At 63.8% G+C, this 18,009-nt stretch carries 19 protein-coding genes; 12 read left to right on the top strand and 7 right to left on the bottom strand.

Annotated features, from left to right (window positions below):
- Positions 1 to 53 precede the first annotated feature (53 nt).
- Together EDD90_RS33905 and EDD90_RS33900 are read left to right on the top strand one after the other, a co-directional pair.
- Complete coding sequence (locus EDD90_RS33905) at positions 54 to 734, top strand: hypothetical protein (protein ID WP_123976690.1); 681 nt, start codon at positions 54 to 56, stop codon at positions 732 to 734.
- Entirely contained in the window at positions 731 to 2,335 is a 1,605-nt protein-coding gene (locus EDD90_RS33900) for a hypothetical protein (RefSeq protein WP_123976689.1), read from the top strand. The genes EDD90_RS33905 and EDD90_RS33900 overlap by 4 nt, the downstream gene beginning before the upstream one ends.
- 149 nt (positions 2,336 to 2,484) lie before the next feature.
- Here EDD90_RS33900 and EDD90_RS56450 read toward each other — a convergent pair whose 3' ends face one another.
- On the bottom strand, positions 2,485 to 3,537 hold the full coding sequence (locus tag EDD90_RS56450; RefSeq protein ID WP_123976688.1) for a YDG/SRA domain-containing protein: 1,053 nt from the start codon (positions 3,535 to 3,537) through the stop codon (positions 2,485 to 2,487).
- Between the two features lie 213 nt (positions 3,538 to 3,750).
- Here EDD90_RS56450 and EDD90_RS33890 point away from each other — a divergent pair, with 213 nt between their 5' ends.
- The gene (locus tag EDD90_RS33890) at positions 3,751 to 6,834 is read left to right on the top strand and encodes a DUF3427 domain-containing protein (RefSeq protein WP_185149315.1); all 3,084 of its coding nucleotides are present in this window, start codon (positions 3,751 to 3,753) and stop codon (positions 6,832 to 6,834) included.
- On the opposite strand, the gene EDD90_RS33885 is transcribed toward EDD90_RS33890, so the two are convergent.
- Positions 6,821 to 7,468, bottom strand: coding sequence for an ATP-binding protein (locus tag EDD90_RS33885; RefSeq protein ID WP_123976687.1), 648 nt, complete (start codon positions 7,466 to 7,468; stop codon positions 6,821 to 6,823). The genes EDD90_RS33890 and EDD90_RS33885 overlap by 14 nt on opposite strands.
- A 222-nt stretch (positions 7,469 to 7,690) precedes the next feature.
- Between EDD90_RS33885 and EDD90_RS33880 the strand changes: the two genes are divergently transcribed.
- From EDD90_RS33880 to EDD90_RS55770, 5 genes are all read left to right on the top strand, one after another.
- On the top strand, positions 7,691 to 8,536 hold the full coding sequence (locus tag EDD90_RS33880; RefSeq protein ID WP_123976686.1) for a helix-turn-helix transcriptional regulator: 846 nt from the start codon (positions 7,691 to 7,693) through the stop codon (positions 8,534 to 8,536).
- A complete protein-coding gene (locus EDD90_RS33875; RefSeq protein ID WP_123976685.1) occupies positions 8,536 to 8,754 on the top strand; it encodes a DUF397 domain-containing protein in 219 nt (72 codons plus the stop codon). Before EDD90_RS33880 ends, EDD90_RS33875 begins: the two co-directional genes overlap by 1 nt.
- A gap of 141 nt (positions 8,755 to 8,895) precedes the next feature.
- Positions 8,896 to 10,614 (top strand): hypothetical protein, encoded by a 1,719-nt coding sequence (locus tag EDD90_RS33870; RefSeq protein WP_123976684.1) that lies wholly within the window; start codon positions 8,896 to 8,898, stop codon positions 10,612 to 10,614.
- On the top strand, positions 10,611 to 11,156 hold the full coding sequence (locus EDD90_RS55775; RefSeq protein WP_185149314.1) for a hypothetical protein: 546 nt from the start codon (positions 10,611 to 10,613) through the stop codon (positions 11,154 to 11,156). The genes EDD90_RS33870 and EDD90_RS55775 overlap by 4 nt, the downstream gene beginning before the upstream one ends.
- 40 nt (positions 11,157 to 11,196) lie before the next feature.
- Positions 11,197 to 11,709 carry a nucleoside deaminase gene (locus tag EDD90_RS55770; RefSeq protein WP_185149313.1) on the top strand — a complete coding sequence of 171 codons (513 nt, stop codon included), beginning with the start codon at positions 11,197 to 11,199 and terminating at the stop codon, positions 11,707 to 11,709.
- A 61-nt stretch (positions 11,710 to 11,770) separates the two neighbouring features.
- Here EDD90_RS55770 and EDD90_RS33860 read toward each other — a convergent pair whose 3' ends face one another.
- Genes EDD90_RS33860 through EDD90_RS33850 form a run of 3 tightly spaced genes read right to left on the bottom strand, consistent with a single transcriptional unit; the run spans position 11,771 to position 13,411 of the window.
- Positions 11,771 to 12,622, bottom strand: coding sequence for a helix-turn-helix transcriptional regulator (locus EDD90_RS33860; RefSeq protein ID WP_123976682.1), 852 nt, complete (start codon positions 12,620 to 12,622; stop codon positions 11,771 to 11,773).
- Between the two features lie 23 nt (positions 12,623 to 12,645).
- A complete protein-coding gene (locus EDD90_RS33855; protein WP_123976681.1) occupies positions 12,646 to 13,179 on the bottom strand; it encodes a DUF6879 family protein in 534 nt (177 codons plus the stop codon).
- The gene (locus tag EDD90_RS33850) at positions 13,151 to 13,411 is read right to left on the bottom strand and encodes a hypothetical protein (protein ID WP_123976680.1); all 261 of its coding nucleotides are present in this window, start codon (positions 13,409 to 13,411) and stop codon (positions 13,151 to 13,153) included. Before EDD90_RS33850 ends, EDD90_RS33855 begins: the two co-directional genes overlap by 29 nt.
- A 269-nt stretch (positions 13,412 to 13,680) precedes the next feature.
- Between EDD90_RS33850 and EDD90_RS33845 the strand changes: the two genes are divergently transcribed.
- From EDD90_RS33845 to tgmC, 3 genes are read left to right on the top strand one after another with little or no spacing between them, the layout of a single operon-like run.
- On the top strand, positions 13,681 to 13,914 hold the full coding sequence (locus EDD90_RS33845) for a putative ATP-grasp-modified RiPP (protein WP_123981935.1): 234 nt from the start codon (positions 13,681 to 13,683) through the stop codon (positions 13,912 to 13,914).
- A 3-nt stretch (positions 13,915 to 13,917) separates the two neighbouring features.
- On the top strand, positions 13,918 to 14,949 hold the full coding sequence (gene tgmB / locus EDD90_RS33840) for an ATP-grasp ribosomal peptide maturase (RefSeq protein WP_123976679.1): 1,032 nt from the start codon (positions 13,918 to 13,920) through the stop codon (positions 14,947 to 14,949).
- Positions 14,933 to 16,132, top strand: coding sequence for an ATP-grasp peptide maturase system methyltransferase (gene tgmC, locus EDD90_RS33835; protein ID WP_123976678.1), 1,200 nt, complete (start codon positions 14,933 to 14,935; stop codon positions 16,130 to 16,132). Before tgmB ends, tgmC begins: the two co-directional genes overlap by 17 nt.
- A gap of 25 nt (positions 16,133 to 16,157) precedes the next feature.
- On the opposite strand, the gene EDD90_RS55765 is transcribed toward tgmC, so the two are convergent.
- Both EDD90_RS55765 and EDD90_RS33830 read right to left on the bottom strand, forming a co-directional pair.
- The gene (locus EDD90_RS55765; RefSeq protein ID WP_185149312.1) at positions 16,158 to 16,298 is read right to left on the bottom strand and encodes a hypothetical protein; all 141 of its coding nucleotides are present in this window, start codon (positions 16,296 to 16,298) and stop codon (positions 16,158 to 16,160) included.
- Between the two features lie 25 nt (positions 16,299 to 16,323).
- On the bottom strand, positions 16,324 to 16,539 hold the full coding sequence (locus EDD90_RS33830; RefSeq protein WP_123976677.1) for a tautomerase family protein: 216 nt from the start codon (positions 16,537 to 16,539) through the stop codon (positions 16,324 to 16,326).
- 301 nt (positions 16,540 to 16,840) lie between these two features.
- On the opposite strand from EDD90_RS33830, the gene EDD90_RS33825 reads away from it, so the two are divergent.
- Complete coding sequence (locus tag EDD90_RS33825; protein ID WP_185149311.1) at positions 16,841 to 17,695, top strand: helix-turn-helix transcriptional regulator; 855 nt, start codon at positions 16,841 to 16,843, stop codon at positions 17,693 to 17,695.
- The last annotated feature ends 314 nt before the right edge of the window (positions 17,696 to 18,009 follow it).

Here is an 18,009-nt window from a genome sequence, read left to right as displayed (position 1 = left end):
CCGAAAGCGCTTCGAGCGTCGAAAATACGATGCTCAAGCTACACAAGTCATGCGTGGAACATATCGTTCAAGCAACGAGGTCGAACGAAGCCGAAATAAACCGGGTTCTACACCTCGAAGCCGATCTAGCCGTGTGGCTTGAAGTGCTCAGTACACACCCAGAATCTCAGCAACTAAGGTCCGCACACCGCGACTTTGGACTAGCTTTCTACGCGGCAATGAGTGGCCTTTATCGTCAGGCATTTTCTAGCCTGAGATCATTTCTTGAAGTCACAGTTGGCGCCATCTACCTAAGCGCCCACGAATTCAAACGCCGCCAATGGGTGAGCGGAATTCTGGATATCAGCTGGTCTTCAATTACATCAAAGGATGAAGGTCTATACTCTTCTCCATTTCTCAAAGAATTCTGCCCAGAAGCAATGGACGAGAAAGACGTGGTACTTGACGACCTTAGGCAGGCTTACAGGAGGTGCTCGGAGTACATCCATGGAAAAGTCTCCACATCCCAACTCCTACCTACCGACATCTCATACCGCGAAGACATAACTAATGAGTGGCTCTCTACCGCAGAAAAAACTCTCACCACAACACTGCACTGCCTCATGGTCAGGTATTACAAGGACCTTCCACAATCAGGTAAATCTACCATCGAGGGTTCTCTTGAGGATCATTTTTCCCATCTAATATCCGTAAGAAGACTACTGCAACTTCCCCTCGAGGTGCGGCCATCATGACGACGAGCGAACTCCACTTCCGCACAGAGGATCTCACCCTTGAGGATGTCGAGAAATATTTCGTCGAAACAGATTTCGACCGACAGACGATTAACGCCCTGAAGGGCAGAAAGACAGTGGTACTGCAGGGTGCCCGAGGCGTAGGAAAGTCCTTCCTCCTGAAGGTTGCACAGAAGGAGATGAGCGACGACTTCGCCAAGACCAAAACGCTTGCCGTTTACGTCACCTTCAACAAGGCCGGACTCCTCCAGACATCGGATTCAGAGCGCTTCAAGCACTGGATGCTCGCCAAAATATGCGACAGAATCATTCGAGAGGCGAGAAAACAGGGCCTTTTGCAAAGCCAAAGCAGTGTCTTCGCAATGCTTTCCAGCGGGCAGAGCGACGACACTACCGCGTCCCACCTTGAAACTCTGTGGACAAATCTAGAAGATGCATGGAAAAACGAATCTGCCCCGATAGAAACCGAATCTGGAATCGACCCGGAAAGAATCAAAGATGCGGTCGAGGACTTGTGTGATCAAGCAGGTGTGAATCGAATAGTTCTACTAATCGACGAAGCGGCTCACGTGTTCATACCTGAGCAACAGCGCCAGTTCTTCACTGTAATGCGTGATCTACGAAGCCCATACCTCTCAGTGAAAGCGGCCGTTTATCCGGGTGTGACATATTTTGGCGACTCTTTCCAGTTGAGTCATGACGCAGAATTGATCAACGTAAACCGGAACATACTCGATACAAGCCATCTGAGCGCCATGCGCGAAATCGTAATTCGCCAAGATCCCAATTTGGAAGCTTCGATCAATCGGCACGGAGCGGTTTTTGACGCACTAGCGTTCGCATCTAGCGGAAATCCTCGAACTCTACTCAAAACCGTGTCAGCTGCTTCAACTCTCACTACAAGCAATGCTCAGCGTGTCATGAAAGAGTATTATCGTGACACTATATGGAGCGAGCACTCTGCACTCGGCGATAGATACATTGGGCATCGAGCCGTAATCGATTGGGGTCGCGACTTTCTCCAGCAGCACGTGATTCCAATGCTGCGAAAGAATCAGCGGCAAAGCGAGGAACCCGATAAGCGAATATTCTTGTGGATTCATCGTGATGCTCCAGCTGCCGTAAAGGAAGCCCTACGCCTTCTCTGCTACAGCGGAATCCTTCACGAAGCTGGAAGCGGTCTCGTCGCCACACGGGGACTTACCGGAACCCGATACATGCTGAACGTAGGGACTCGCACTGCCCCTGAGGCAGATCCTGTCACCGCAACAAATTGGCTACGCGGGTCCATATCGATTAAGCGTATGGTGGAGTTTGGTGCAAACCATGAACTCTACGAAAGCATCGCGCGGCTCGATGTAGAAAAAATGGATGCGGAGCGCCAGGAGTTCATTAAATCTCAGCTCGACAGAACCGTTGATGAGCTAGACATGACGGCCTTCGCTCGCGGTCGCCTGAAACAGCTCGGGTTCGATACCGTTGGAAAAATTCTTGCAGCCTCTGAGACTGATTTTCAACAGGCAAAAGGGGTGGGTCCCGTGCGGTCCCGCCAGATGATGAATATTGCCACGGCTGCCGTTATGGAGTATCTCTCCGGGTGACCCGTCTACTCAGCCGAGGTATCGAAATAGGAGACTAGCTAGCAGCGTCCCGGGGTTGTGGGCAAGGAAGATTCCCGCGCCGTAGTGGCCGCCGCCCACGGCCACTACGAGCGATTCATTCGGCGCGCATCAACTGCATACCGGCTTCTCTACATCGCCGACTCGGTGGGCTCATGCCTCGGGCCATGGGATATCCACCATTCCCGGTGGTATTCGACATACTCCTGGTGCACTTTGTGTCGCCGATGCATTTTGAGCTTAGTCCGCAGGTTCTCTCCGAACATGCCGGTGCGCACGACGATCAACCAATCCTCCTCAATGAGCACTGCCCCAATGTCCAATCGGACATGGCAGTTGGGGCACAGGCAGAGGATGTTGCGCTCCACGTCTGGGCCGTTGTGCGGCTTGCCTAGAGGCTTGATGTGAGCACCCTCGCTGTACGGCTTTCCATCGGGGCCGACCAAGCGCAGGCCGCACAACTGACATTCATGGTCATACAGCGCCTTGATTCGCCGCACCGTGGCGGGGTCACGCACAATGCGCTGTACGCGAGAGACCCGGGTAGCAGGGGGCTTTGCTTCCCCGTCCTCGGCAGAGGTTGTTCCACCGCTCTCGTCATCGACAGTCGTCGCCTCAACGTCCAGCAGTTCCTCCTGCTGTACCAGCACCTCAGCGATCTGGCGCTCAGCAGGGGTGAGTTCCTGCTCTGGGTCAGGCAGGCGTTCCAAGATGAACTGGCAGATGGTGATTGGCGTGCCATCAGGAGCCGGCGACTTCGCTGTGGCGTCATGTGCGGCCGTGATCTTATACAGGCCGTCGTACCGGTAGCTGTTGGGCAGCGAGTATCGTCGATCGCCTTTAGGTCCTCGGAAGATGCGAATCGGATATCCGCGATCGAAGCTCAGCTTGAGCGCCGCATTGTCCCGATACTCCCAGGACTGACTCTTCAGAAGCTTGGTGCCGTCCTTTTCGTCGTCCGGCGACGCACCCGTGTACTTAACCGAGGTCCAGTCATCGTCGTCGTCTTCGTAGCCTCCGTTGAGCACGATGGCATCAGCGACGTAGCTGCTGTCCGAGTCCTTCAGCCGCGAGATGCCCCGCCTCACGTCGCTGTGCAGGTTGGCGTTCTTCATCTCCATGCGCGAGGAGAAGACCTCACCAGGTACGACGCCGTCTATGTGACCGATGGCCTGCTGTCCCATCGCACCATACTGTCCGAAGGCGATCACTTATGTCACATGACTTTCGCCATCGGATCGTTCCGATGCCGTGCGAGGACTCAGCCCGCGCCTGTCAGTGGCCCCTGTTAGAACTGGTCAAGGCGAAGCGAGCGATCGAGGGGGACCGACGTGGTTCAGTCAGGGGATCTGTCACAGCCTGTCGCAGGTGTATACGAGGAGCTCATCACCGAAGGGATGCAGGCACAGATTGATCAGCTCAACGCTTCCGGCTGGAAGCCAATCCAGATGGAGGTCAGCGCCGAGTCGTCTCCGCACGTTCTGGCCCGCTTCATCGGGGAAGCCGTAGGACGCCGGCTGAGCCAACTGCCCCATGACAAGCAGGTCAACGCGGCCAACGAGATCATGCAGGCGCTCGTCAGCAGCGTGCCGGATCCGGATGTGGACGGGTCGGTGACGGCCATCGTCGATGGTCCGCGACAGCTCCTTGCCCTGGCGGAACAGGAGACTCCCGGCGTCTACGCGATCCGACCCCTGACTCCCCTGTCGGAGACCGTGCTCATCACCAACGCACCCGATGACCCGAGCCTGGGAGCGGAGTTGCGGGCAGAGCTCGCTACCTCCGATCGCATCGATCTGCTGTGCGCCTTCGTGAAGTGGTACGGGATAAGGGTCCTTGAGGACTCCCTCCGCTCGGCGAAGGAACGCGGGGTTCCGATCCGAGTCATCACGACCACCTATATCGGTGCCACGGACCGCAATGCCTTGGACCGGCTGGTGCGCGAGTTCGGTGCTGAGGTGAAGGTCAACTACGAGATCAGGTCGACGCGTTTGCATGCGAAGGCCTGGCTGTTCCGCCGTAACACCGGCTTCGACACCGCGTACGTGGGCAGCTCTAACCTGTCCAGGGCCGCCTTGCTCGACGGCTTGGAGTGGAACGTACGGCTATCCTCCGTCTCCACCCCCAGGGTGCTCGACAAGTTCGAGGCGACCTTCGACGCCTACTGGGCCGACGCAGCGTTCGAGTCGTACGACCCCGATCACGACGGTGAGCGGCTCGCAAACGCCCTCGCGCAGGCCAGCGGCACCGGTACGACAGAGGACCTCAAGATCAGCCTCTCCGGCCTTGAGGTCCATCCCCTCCCGCACCAGAAGGACATGCTGGAGCGCCTCCACGTCGAACGGGAGATCCGTGGCCGCGGCCGGAATCTCCTCGTAGCGGCTACGGGCACAGGCAAGACTGTCATGGCCGCCTTGGACTACCGAAGGATGCGTGACCAGCAGCGCGGCAAGCTTCCCCGTCTACTCTTCGTTGCCCACCGCAAGGAAATTCTGAAGCAGTCGCTGCGGACGTACCGAGAGGTGCTCGACAACGCCTCCTTCGGGGAACTGCTTCATAGCGGCAAGGAGCCTCGCGAGTGGACGCACGTATTCGCCAGCGTCCAATCGCTCAACCTCCAGCGACTGGAGCAACTCGACCCAGGGCACTTTGACGTCATCGTCATCGATGAGTTCCATCACGCCACCGCTGAGACGTATCGACGCATCATCGAGCACTTCGAGCCGGACCAGCTCTTGGGACTCACTGCAACTCCGGAGCGGATGGACGGCCGCAATGTGCAGGACGAGTTCTTCGATGGACGGATCGCAGCAGAGCTCCGGCTGTGGGAGGCACTGGAGAATGACCTACTGTGTCCGTTCCACTACTTCGGGCTCCCCGATGGGACGGATCTGACGCGCCTTGACTGGCGTTCGGGTACCTACGACCGCGATCAGCTCGGACAGCTCTACACAGGTGACGAGGCTCGCGCCCGCATCGTCATCAAACAGGTCAAGGACAAAATCTCTTCTCCGGCCGCCATGCGGGCCCTCGGATTCTGCGTGTCCAAGGCCCATGCCCACTTCATGGCGCAGTGCTTCCGGGAAGCAGGGTTCCAAGCCGCAGCCCTCGACAGCGACTCCAGACCTGAGGTACGCGAGCAGACACTGGGCGATCTCAAAGCAGGTCGTATCCAGGTGATCTTCTCTGTCGACCTCTTCAACGAGGGACTAGACATCCCCGACGTCGACACACTGCTCCTGTTGCGCCCCACCAACAGCGCGACCGTCTTCCTCCAACAACTAGGCCGTGGCCTGCGCCGCACACCGAACAAACCTGTCCTTACCGTGCTCGACTTCATCGGTCAGCACCGAGCCGAGTTCCGCTTCGAAGAGCAGTTCCGGGCCCTGACCAATCTCTCTCGCAACCGCCTCGTAGACAGCATCGAGCAGGGCTTCCCCCAGCTACCGTCCGGCTGCCAGATCATCCTGGAGGGCAAGTCCAAAGACCTGATCCTCGACAACATCCGCACTCAGCTCAAGGCCACCATCACCACGCTGGCCAAGGAGGCCAAGGACTACAGCACCCCGCGGCTGGCGGACTACCTCCGCGAGAGCCGACGCAATATCCAAGAGGTCTACAAGAGCGACAACTCCTGGACCAAGGTGCTGCGCAAGGCTGGCCTCATCGATGAGGAGGCGCCCGCGGGCGAGGCGGAACTCCTCAAGCGCGTCCACGCCTTCCTACATGTCGACGATCCGGACCGCATCCAGTCGTACCTCCGACTACTCGCAGACGACGCCCCCGACTACAACGCGCTGCTCCCGGAAGAGCAGGGGTACGCCCGCATGCTCTTCTTCAACCTCTGGGACAACGCCGGCGGTTTCTCCAGCTACCGCGAGGGCCTCGCGGCATTGCGCAGCCAGCACGTGTTCCGTGACGAACTCCAGCAGGTCCTGTCGTACGCCCTCGAAGAGGCTGACCACCTTCCCCTCCCTCTGGACGGCCCGCTCGCCCACGTCCCCCTGAAGATCCACAGCTCCTACAACCGCTCCGAGATCCTCTCAGCCTTGGGAATCGCCCAGTTGGGCGGTCAGATGCCCAGGGACTTCGGACAAGGTGTGCGCTGGGTGGAAGAGCTCAAGACCGACGCCCTCCTCATCACCCTGGAGAAGAACGAACGGGACTTCTCTCCCACCGTCCGGTACCGGGACTACGCCCTCAGCCCAACCCTGTTCCACTGGGAGTCCCAAAGCACCACCCCCGAGAACTCCGCGACCGGTTTGCGCTACCAGCAACACGCTGAGCAAGGAAGCCATGTCCTGCTCTTCCTCCGCCGCTACAAGCGCAATAGCATCGGCAAGTCCGAGCCTTGGATGCTTCTAGGTCCGGCCACGTACGAGAAGCACACCGGCAGCAAGCCCATGGCGATCACCTGGGATCTACAGCATGAACTTCCCGCCGATGTGTGGTCGTACTCGGCCGCGATCACCAGCGGGTGACGTTCTCGGTCTCCGCTTCAAAGTGTGTCTGGGCTTGGTCGAGCACGTCATCCGCGTCACGGCCACGCGCCTGCATCCAGCGGAGGAGGTCGGCGATGATGTCGATCGCTGCTTCCTCCGCCATGGTCAGTGCCAGCGGTTCAGATTCCGAGCCCGTGGCGTTCGGCGCCTTCTTCGCTCTGTAGCTGTTGAGCAGTTCTTCGACTCCGGTGACCGGGGAGCGCGCCATGTGAATACAGACAGACGACAAGCCCGCGTCCAGCTCACACCACGTCACCTTCCGATCGGCACGGAGTTCGACGCCCCAACGGTCGGCCGTGGCATCAATGAGTGCCATTCCCCTACCGGCTTCAGCTTCCAGGTCTGCATGGAGCAGTGTCGGCAGAGCGCGAGTGTCGGGGTCGTGGACTTCCAGACGCAGGTGGCTGCCGTTCATGGAGACGGCGAGGGTGGTGGGGGTTCCGCAGCCAACGTGGCTGATCACGTTCGCGACGAGCTCGCTGACGCAGAGCAAAGCGGCAGGGGTGATGTCAGGCAACCCCCACATGGCCAGATGGATACGTAGGACGCGTCGTAGAGCCGCTAATTCCTGGGGCTCCGCCAGGAACGGAAGATCCCAGGACTTTCTCGGCATGCATGTAGTGCACTCCATAGCTCAACTCCCAACACGAGGCGTTCAGTTGCTGTGCGCAGTTGATTCCACATCCAGAGTTGCATTGGAACTCTCAAAATGGAACTCTCATCTCGTGCTCATGGGAGCGCGGATGGTGATCGCGCGCCCCCGGCGCACCCTGTCTTGCCGTCACGGCCGGGCGGCCAGGACGATCTGATGGATCGACATGAAGGGGGTCATCACATGCCAGTCGGACCCACTACTCGCCGGCGCCAACTGGGCGCCGACCTACGCCGACTTCGCGAACTCAAGGGGCTGACCCTTGAGGAGGCAGGCGCTCGCGTCGGCATCTCGAAGGCGACACTCAGTCGCTACGAGACGAAGGAAGGCACGGTCAAGTGGCCTGCGGTTGACGCACTATGCCGTGAGTACGGCGCGTCCGACGAGGAACGCCTCGCTCTCGTCGAGCTCGCGAAGGGAGCGAAGATTCAGGGCTGGTGGAGGTCGCTGGCGGACCCCATCCCTGAGTCCATGAACCTGATGCTCACACTTGAGGACGAGGTCGTACGCGAAGACCACTACGCATCCGTGTACATCCCTGGACTCCTACAGACGCGAGCCTACGCAGAGGCCGTCCACCGCGCATCCGAAGTGCAGTGCGGGGAGCGGGAAGTACAGCACATGGTCGACATTCGCATGAAGAGGCAGGAACTTCTCCAGCGGGACGAGCCACCGCACATCTGGTGCGTGATCGATGAAGCGGCCCTACGACGCAAGGTCGGTGGGAGCGACGTGATGCGGGAGCAGCTCCACCACCTGCTCGCCACGTCACAGCTACCGCATGTCACCATCCAGGTGCTGCCGTTCTCAACGGGTGCACATTCGGCGGCTGTTGGCAGCTTCGCCATCCTTCGAGGTCCGAGTCCCGAGCTTGACGTGGTCTACATGGACCTCCTCGGCGGCGGCCTCTTCATGGAGAAGCAAACCGAGTTGGAGCGTTATAGGTTGGCGTTCGAATACCTAAGCGCACAGGCACTCGATCTCGATTCATCGGCGGAGCTTGTCGACCGTATAAGCAGGGAGCCCTGATGACCGCGTCCTCGACACAGCAGTGGTTCAAGTCCTCCTACAGCGCGGGAAGTGGCACTGAGTGCGTCGAGTGCGCGTATGCGGGTGGTTCCACGCTCGTACGCGACTCCAAGCATGTCGACGGACCCATCTTGGCTGTTCAGGACAGCGCCTGGGGGGTCTTCGTAAGTGCGCTGCGCCGAGATGGTCTCCTCGAACACCGGCCTTCCAAAGAGTAGGCCAGATCCCTTACCGCATGGTCCTTTATCCGTCCACGCCCGAAGGCCCGGCCGTCGGGCAACAACCTCCCTGTTGGCAACACCCCAAGTCCCTGGGAGAGTTGGACGCGTCGGCTGAGACGCGGGGGAATGAGCGGGGCTGTGGTGCAGAGGCGTCGGCAGATCGTGCTGTGCGTGTGTGCTGTCGTACTCGCGCTTGTCGCGATCGGATATCCGCGCAGTCCCGATGACGTCGTGGCCGGCACCCAGTTCAGCATCGCCTTCTTCGCAACGCTGCTGACCGGCGAAGCCGTGATCTTCGCGCTCACCTTCTCCGCGGCCAGCTCCTGGCCCTCCCTACGGGCGATAGACAGCCACATCGCCTTCCGGGAATGGGTGCTCATTGGCTGGTTCGCCGCCCTCTTCACCGCCTGTGGCCTGTTGGGCGACAACAGGATCAGCGCGACCTACGGCGCGTTGCTGTTCCTGCTGGCCAATATCTTCGGGATCTTCTCGTTCATACGACTCTTCGGTCTGGCCAGCGTCGGCGGTCGTAACCGACTGCTGTGCCGCACGCTCGCTGAGGCACTTGGGCAGGCAGGCGCGGGCGTCGGCTCCTTATCCCACGGCTTCGAGAACAGCCCGATCGTCAACACCTACCTCGGCGCCATCAGCCAGGCCGTGACCAGCAATGATCCGAGCGCTGTCAGAGACCTCGTGGACCAACTGGTCGAGGCCGAGGTAGCGGTGGACGCAGCCGAGGACGCGATCACCCTCCATATCGACGTCCTGCACCGGCTCGCCCGCGCCGCCCTGGTCAGCGGAGCCGATCCGATCCAGGCGACCACCTGTGCTCACGCCCTGGTCGATTCCGTCGTGCGGCTGTGTCGGCTCCTGCCCGAACCCGCCCCGCCACTCGGCGCCCTCAGCCGCTATCTGGCTTGGCTGGCCAACACCGCGCTGCTGATGTCCGTACGAGGGGTCGCATCCAACCGATCCGCCCGCGAGCTGGTCGCTCTGAGTACCGACGCCCGGCTGAAGATCCTGCGCTGCGTCGATCCTGACCCGAAGTCCGCCACCGACCGCGACGAACTCGGCACGCTCCTCGCCGAGCCGCTCCAAGTCCTGCTGTGGAGCTCCGACTTCGCCGAGTTTCACGGTGCGCACCAGGCCAGTGCCATGTATGGCGTGTACGAGATCCTCACCGGCACGAAGTTCATGGGGAACTATTGGGACGGTGCGTCCATCCTCACCCAGCTGCGCCAGTCGCTGTTCGGGGGCAACGACGCCGTAACCACCGCGGCGGCGGACGCGGCTCGTGCGGCCTTCGGCGGCGTCGAGGAGTACGACCACTTCTGGGCCCTGGCCTCGGTAACCGCGCTCGCCACCCTGCGGGACTGTCGCGTCGCCCATCCGCCCGAACTCGTACGTCCCGAGTTCACCCCTGACCATCAACTGCTGGGCGCCTACCTGCGTACGTTCGCCGCCCATCGCTACTTCACCACAGCCGATCAGGGGCGTACAGCCCTCCTCGGACTCCTCTCCCGTACCGCTCCGGCCGGGTCGGCGAGTGACCGCGTGCACCACAGCCGGGTCGGCCGTACGTATCGCGTGCCCGCCCCGCACGTGGAGCCGCATCAGCGGCCCGCCGCGATGATTCTCGCCGTCGCGTGCCGCCTGGCTCCGCTTGCGCCCGATGAGGACGACTCGGAGCTGCGCGGCTTCCTCGCCACGCTTCCCTCCGCCGGCCTGACGGCCACGGCCGGTCTGGCTGCCCGTGTTCTCCCCGGCGCAGCCGACGAGAACGGGCCACTCGAAGCCATCGTCACGGGGCTCAAGGTCCTTACCCTGGTCGGGGCGCACACCCGGGAGGGAACGTGACGGACCCGCTCATAGACGTGGCTGCCTGGCGCGAGCGCCTCGCCGCGCTCCAGTCGAGCGAGGTGTCGGCCGCCGTCATCGTGCAGTGCGATCTGATGTGGCTCCAACCCGGTCTCGTCGGTCTCCGCAATGAGATCGATCGAGCCGTCATGAACGCCCTGTTGCGTCGCGGCGCTGGCCTCACCGTCGACCGTGTGATCCTGCACAATCTGCCTGTCGATTCCGGTGCCGCTGCCCGGCCCGCCTCCGCCGACCGGGCGTTCGAGGAGTGGCATCACCGGCTGTCGGCCACCAGCCTCCTGCTCTGTGCGTCCGACCGTCCGGCACCCAAGATCCACCGCCTCATCCTCGACGGCGACCAGTCGTCGGCGCCCATCCCGGATATGGTCGAAGTGCTGGACAACGGCGACTGGACCGACCACCAGCGGGCCGGGCTGGCGCTGGACATCATCCATACGGTCGGCGCCACCACGCCCCTCACGGGCTACGACATGCCCCTGGACGGCCCCTTCGGCGACGCCGACCCCTCCGTCTACATGTGAGCGCGGCCGTGTGCGGCCCACCAGAGACTTTGGAGACCAGGTGCCCTTCTCCCCCGAGATCCCCGCGGACCACGCCTTTCTCACCCAGGCCATCGAGCTGTCCCGGCACGCCCTGGAGGACGAGGGCAAGACTCCGTTCGGCGCCCTGGTCGTCATCGACGGGGAGGTCGTCGGCACGGGCACCAGCTCGGTCATCGAGCTCCGTGACCCGACCGCGCACGCCGAGGTCATGGCTCTTCGTGCTGCGGGCAGCAAACTCGGCCGCCACTTGATGGAGGGCGCCGTGATGTACGCCAGCAGCGAGCCGTGTCCCATGTGCCTGGTTGCCTGCTACTGGGCCCGTATCTCGCGCCTCGTCTACGCCGCCACCAGGCAGGACTCGGCGGTCAACGGCTTCGAGGACCTCCGGTTCTACCGCGAACTCACCGTCCCCAACGCCGAACGAACCCTCCTTGAGGAGACTGCCGTCGACGGAGAGGCCCGCGAGATCGCGGCGGCAGCCCTGGCCAGTTGGGCCGACAAGATGCCCTTCCCGGTGGAGCCCAAGCTCTGAGCCTGCCGATACGCCCAGGCTTTACGGCCCCCTACGGGTGGCCAACTCAGGGCCTACAGCGTCAGCGCAGGGCTTCGATCGCTTTCACGATCAGCCCGCGTGCCTCACTGCCGTAGACAGCCATGCTGCGCAGCTGCTCAAAGGCCTTGACGTACAGGGCAATCTCCGACGGCTGCGTAACGTTCACCTCGGCAGAGATCAGCTCGACAGAGACGAGCGTGTCGTCGTGCACGTCGAACGTCTCCTGTGGCCACAGCACCCGCTCGCGGGTCGCCATGGGAATGATGCCGAACGAGACCTGCGGCAGCGCGCCAGCGGTCAGCAGGTAGCCCAGCTGCGCGGCCATCGCATCCGCATCGCCGAGCTGGTAGTGGAGCACCGCTTCCTCGATGACGAAGACGTAGCGGTGTCCGGGTTCGTGGATGACCTGTGAGCGTTGGAGGCGTGCGGCAGCTGCCTCGGCTCCGTCGTCCGGAACGTCCAGGAGACGGGCGTTGGTGCTGAGAAGCGCCCGCGCGTATCCCTCGGTCTGGAGGAGCCCGGGGACCAGGACCGGGGAGTACATGCGTAGGAGGCGCGTCGACCGGTACAGCTCCACGTAACTGTCCTGGAGCTTCCGCAGGCCGGAGCGCACGCGTTGCCGCCACTCTCGGTAGAGCGATTCCGCGTGTTGGGACGCGGCGATCAGATCGGGGATCTGGTCGGCGGCCTCCGTCGCGCGGCACCAGAGGCGGATGTCGGTGGGTGACGGTGGTGTCCGCGCGTTCTCGATTCGGGAGGTCTTGGCATGGTGCCAACCGCATTGGGAGCCCAGCTCGGTGACCGTCAGGCCGGCGTTCCTCCTCAGATCGCGGAGTTGCCGTGCCACGTTCTCACGGGCGGTCTGGGCCGAGGATGACGGAGATATGGGCATGAGCTGGCCAGTGGCGCCTTCTGTCAGTGGATCTCGTACTGGTCGTGCGGGATGGCCCGCGCCCAGACCGCTTCTAAGGCGTCCGAGCACTGCTTCACGATGACCGGGTCGGTGCTCAACTCCATGGGCGGGTCTCCCCAGTCACCGGTTCCGGTGAAGTGGTTGAAGAGGACGCGGCTCCCGTCGAAGATCCACAGGTCGGCGCCGGGAAGCATCAGGTCGGCCGCTCGGCTTCGCGGCAACCAGCGCACTTGTTCGCCGGCATGCATATTGACGACGGTTCCGGCGTGCTCGTACCGGATGTAGTCGGTGACCGGTTCGGAGACGATGCGAGCACGTCGTACGACAACTCCGCGGGCGGTCGCGCGGGAGATCATGTCCACCCAGGGAGCCCAGTACTCCGAGGTGGGGTCGGAGTCGCGTCGGCCCGTGCTGAGCCACGTGTCGAAGTCGTCCGCCTCGTCACCTACCGCGTATTGGTCCCGCATTTCCAGGTGGACGGCTGAGTGCTGTGCCGCCTCCATCAGTTCATCGAAGCTGGGTACGTTCTGCGACATCACAGGCCTCCCTCAGGATGGGCACCAGGCGTGCGGGGATGCGGATCACCGTCTCGTGATCAGGGATGCCTTTCGCGTGCCCGGGCGCTGTGTTCTCCGCGCACTGGTCCCGTGTTTCATCGTCGGCCGTGTAGCCCTGGATCACGATGTCCGTGCTGTCCAGGTCCACCCATGCTGTCGGCGACCCGTTCTTGCCGGTGTCCGGGTCGATCCCGATGAACTGTAAGCGCATGGCTGCCTTTCGCGTCGATGGTGTGCACCGAAGTGCATCAAGTCCTCACGTGACCTCATCAGGTTCAAGGGAGATGACGTGGTCAAGCAACCCTTGGAGGCCCGTCATGCACATCTATGCACATAGCTGGCTGTGCCGCACACCATGCTCCTAGCGTTCACATCGCCTCGCGTCGGCAGAGGTCAGCACACCACGTCGGCACAGCTTGAGAAGGCTGAGGATTGGTGAGGAAACACATGACGACAACGGCCGTTCAAGTGCCCTGGGCCATGCGGTTGGTGACCGACCGGCTGCCGGTAGGGCCTCCCCCCTACGCCTCCGTAGTCCTGGACGCCGCCTCGCAGACCGCCGTCTACCGGGACTCCGCCGGTCAGGTGGTCGAGATGGGGAAGCACGGGACGTCGAAGACGACGGGCACGGCCTCGGTCTCCGGTGGTGGGGACGGGCAGCAGCCCCAGCCGCAGACGCAGGACGACAACACGACCGACTACGAGTCGGACTGAGCGGTGGGGGCCGTTGTTCTGGTGCTCACCGCGTTGGAGGACGTCACCGCGGATCGGGTCGTCGCGGCTCTCAACGAGCGCGGTGTGACCGTCGTACGCGTTGATCCGGGGGATGTCGGGCCGGGGCTCCGCTTCGGGTTCCGACTCGGTCAAGGTGGCTCGACCTGGAGTGGGCGGTTGCGAACTGCCAGCCGGGAGGTGGATGCCGAGGCCGTGACGGCGGTCTACTGTCGTCGGCCCACCCCGTACGCCGACCGTTTCCGTCATCTGCCCGTGCAGCAGCGGGAGTTCGCTGTCGCCGAGGCACGCCATGGGCTCGGGGGTGTGCTCAACGGTCTGCGCGGTGCGCTGTACGTCAACCACCCGGCCGCAGTGGCCCGCGCCGACTTCAAGCCGGCCCAGCTCCAGCGGTTCGCCGCTCTCGGGCTGCGTGTTCCCGCGACCCTCGTCACCAACGACGTCGAGGAGGCGCGGAAGTTCGCGGTCGAGTACGAGCGTGTCATCTACAAGTCGTTCCGTGGGCTGCCGGAAGGTACGGACGGGCGCGCCGGGGCGATCTGGGCCCAGCGGATCGAGCCCGGTGCGCTGGACGACGCGCTCTCGGTGACCGCGCATCTCTTTCAGGCCGAGATCCCGAAGAGCGGGGATGTTCGGGTCACTGTCGTCGGTCGTCGTGTCTTCGCGCAGCGGATCACCACGCCGGACGGTGCGCTGGACTGGCGGCGGGGTGACTGGGACCGTCTCGTCCACACTCCCGTCGCCGTCCCTGAGTGCGTCCAGGGCGCTCTGCACGGCTACTTGGCCTCGTTCGGGCTGGTCTTCGGCTGCTTCGACTTCGCGCTCACCGGTGACGGGACGGCTCCGGAGGACTGGTGGGCGATCGAGTGCAATCCGAACGGGCAGTGGGGCTGGCTTCCGGACGCCCCGGCCATCGCCGAAACGTTCGCCGAAATCCTGAGCCGGCGTCCCGAGCCGACGCCCGGTATCTCCATCCTGAGCAGGGAGGAAACCGGAGTCCATGACGACGCGAAGTGACCTTGAGACCCATGCCGTTCCGCTCCGGCGGGCGATGGCGAAGCAACTCGCGCGGAACGGTTCGGTGGATGATCCCCGCTGGCTGACGGCGGTGGAAGAGGTGCCCCGCCATCGGTTCGTGCCGGGCTTCTATCTGTCCGCCGACGAGACCGACGAGCACGGGCTGACCGTGTGGGAGCCCGTCACCGCCCAACTCGACTACGGCAGGTGGCTGGCCGCCGCGTACTCCGACGCCACGCTGATCACCCAGTTCGACGACCGGGAGCCGGACTGGAGCGCGCCCCGGGTGCGGCACGGTGGGGCGCCGACCTCCTCGTCGACCCTGCCGTCACTCGTCCTGCGGATGTGGGCCGATGCCGACCTGGAGGAAGGACACACGGTGCTGGAGATCGGCACCGGCAGCGGTTACTCCACCGCGCTGGCCTGCGAGCGCCTCGGGTCTGCCGACGTCACGAGCATCGACGTCGATCCGGACCGGCTGGCGGTGGCGGCCGACGCGTTGTACGACTGCGGGTACACGCCCACCCTGGCGGTGGCGGACGGGCTGTACGGCTACTGGCCCGAGGCACGCTTCGACCGGATCGTGGCCGCCTGCTCCTTCCGGTCCGTGCCCGGCGCGCTCATCGCGCAGACCCGGCCGGGCGGGAAGATTCTTCTCACGCTGTCGGGCTGGTTGTACGGCTACGCGCGCGTCCTCCTCACGGTCGCCGAGGACGGTACGGCGGAGGGACCGCTGCTGCCGGGCACGGTCTCCTTCATGTCGGCTCGGGCCCACGCGGCTCCGGCCTTCGGGAACCCCGCCCACTGGGGTGCGGGGCTGCCGGAGAAGGGCAGGCCGGCGCGGTACGGGCCCGAGCGGATCACAGCCGCGAGTCCGGAAGGGTTTCACCTGCGCTTTCTTGCCCAATGCGCGATTCCCGACGCTCAGATGACCACCGTAGGTGAGGTCGTGCACCTCGTCGATGTCGTCCGTGGCTCTGCGGCCTCGCTGAGGCCTTGCGACGCTGGGTGGGAGGTGCGGGAGAGCGGGCCGGTGAAATTGTGGGAGCGCGTCGAGGACGTGGTGGAGGCCTTCGACTCCGCCGGTCGGCCCGGGCCCGAGTCGTTCAAGCTGCGGGCGTACGGTGATGAGCGGCAGCTGCTTCATCCGTATCTGCCCCGGCTTGACTTGCCCGGGCTTTGAGCCGCGTGACAGTCGGCTGCGGTACTCAGTCGATGTGCAGGATCTGGAGGCGCAGCAGGTCGAATCCGGCCTGCATGCCCGTCCCTTTCGATCCGCCGTCCCCGATCTGTCCGACGACCGGGTGGCGGCCCGGTTTGGGCTGGGGCGGTTCCGGCGGCCGTTTCACCCCAGCCTTGGATCGTCCCGAGTCGTCAGTCTTCGGTGGGCTGCTGGAGTATGGCCAGGGTTAGGACGTTGCCGCCGATGCCCCAACCGCCGTCGGTGACCTCCTCGACCAGGACCATGGTGTTGGCCCGGGCGCGTTCGCCGTAGATCTCGACGTACAGCTCGGTGGTACGGGTGACGATCGTCTCCTTCTGCTTCTCGTCGAGGGTTCCGGCAGGGACCTTGAAGTTCGCGAACGGCATGGTGGTTCTCTTTCGATGTGTGGTTGCGGGAAGTTGCCTGCGGTGAGCAGGTCGCCCAGCCCGGCGCGGCGGATGCACTCGGCGCGGACACCGGCGGCGAGCGCGGAGTGGGGTTCACCGCTGTCGGGGTCTGGGTCTGTGTGGGCGTGGCAGCCGATCGATCATGGCCAGCGGGCGCCGGTGCGGTGCCCCGCTCGTGGCTCCAGAGTGGTTCGGTGTGCCCGCCCCAGCCAGGGCTGTCCCCACCCAGGGGTTGCCATCCCCTGGCTTGCGTCCACCGGTGCGCGCGACGATAGGAGACGTGAACCATTCCGCACTCGCCGCGTTCCTCAAGTCCCGGCGCGACCGGATCCGCCCGTCCGACGTCGGGCTGCCCACCGGCCCGCGGCGCCGGGTGCCCGGTCTGCGGCGCGAGGAGGTCGCCCACCTGGCCGGGCTGTCCGCGGACTACTACACCGAGCTGGAACGCGGGCGCGGCGCTCAGCCCTCGGCCCAGGTCCTGGCCGCGCTGGCCCGGGCACTGCGGCTGAACGGCGACGAACGCGACCATCTGTTCCACCTCGCCGACCGGCCCATCCCCCCTGCGGCGCATGGCCCCACCGCGCATGTCCAGCCCGGTCTGCTCGGCCTGCTGGACCAGCTCACCACCACCCCTGCCCAGGTCATCACCGACCTGCACGAAACCCTCGTCCAGAACCCGCTGGCCGCCGCCCTCGTCGGCCGGCCCCCGGCGCTGCGCGGTCCTGAGGCGAGCTTCGTCCACCGCTGGTTCACCGACCCTCAGGCCCGGACCCTCTATCCGCCCGAGGACCACCCCCACCACTCCCGGGTCTTCGTCGCCGACCTCCAGGCTGTCGCCGCCCGGCGCGGCAGCGACAGGGAGGTGAACCGGATGGTGGCCGTGCTGCACGGACGCAGCCGGGAGTTCGCCACCCTCTGGGACACCCACGACGTCGCCCTGCGGCGCACCGACCGCAAACGCATCGTCCATCCCGCCCTGGGCGTCATCGAGCTGGACTGCCACAGCCTGTTCAGCGAGGACGGACGCCAGCGCCTGCTGTGGTTCAGTGCCCCACCCGGCACCGAGGGTGCGGCCCAGCTGAGCCTGCTCTCCGTCATCGGCACGCAGGACATGACACCCTCGACGCCCGCATGAAGGGCACGGGAAGACGACCGCTCGTCAGAGCGCGAGTAGCCGTGAACCAACAGTAGAAGCCCAGCACCCGGGTTCGCGCTCCGCGCGTCGCGCGGTGATCCGTTCCAGCGGCTCGGGAGCCGTCATGCGGCAGATCGCACTGTGCGTCTCCTGGTGGGCGCGCGCAGTCGGTTGCAGCGGACCCTTCCGGTGGAGCCCGGCGGTATCGCAAGCTCCCTCCCGGGCGGCCGTCGAGGGCGGCCCAGTCCTGGCATTGGGGGGTTTTCCCCAGTGGCGGCGGGAAAGCGGCTGCGTAGGGTTGTGGTGACTGATCA

Source organism: Streptomyces sp. Ag109_O5-1 (assembly GCF_003814875.1).
Lineage (GTDB): Bacteria > Actinomycetota > Actinomycetes > Streptomycetales > Streptomycetaceae > Streptomyces > Streptomyces sasae.
The sequence above is the reverse complement of the archived record's forward strand: the minus strand, read 5'-3'. Positions and strand labels throughout refer to the sequence as shown.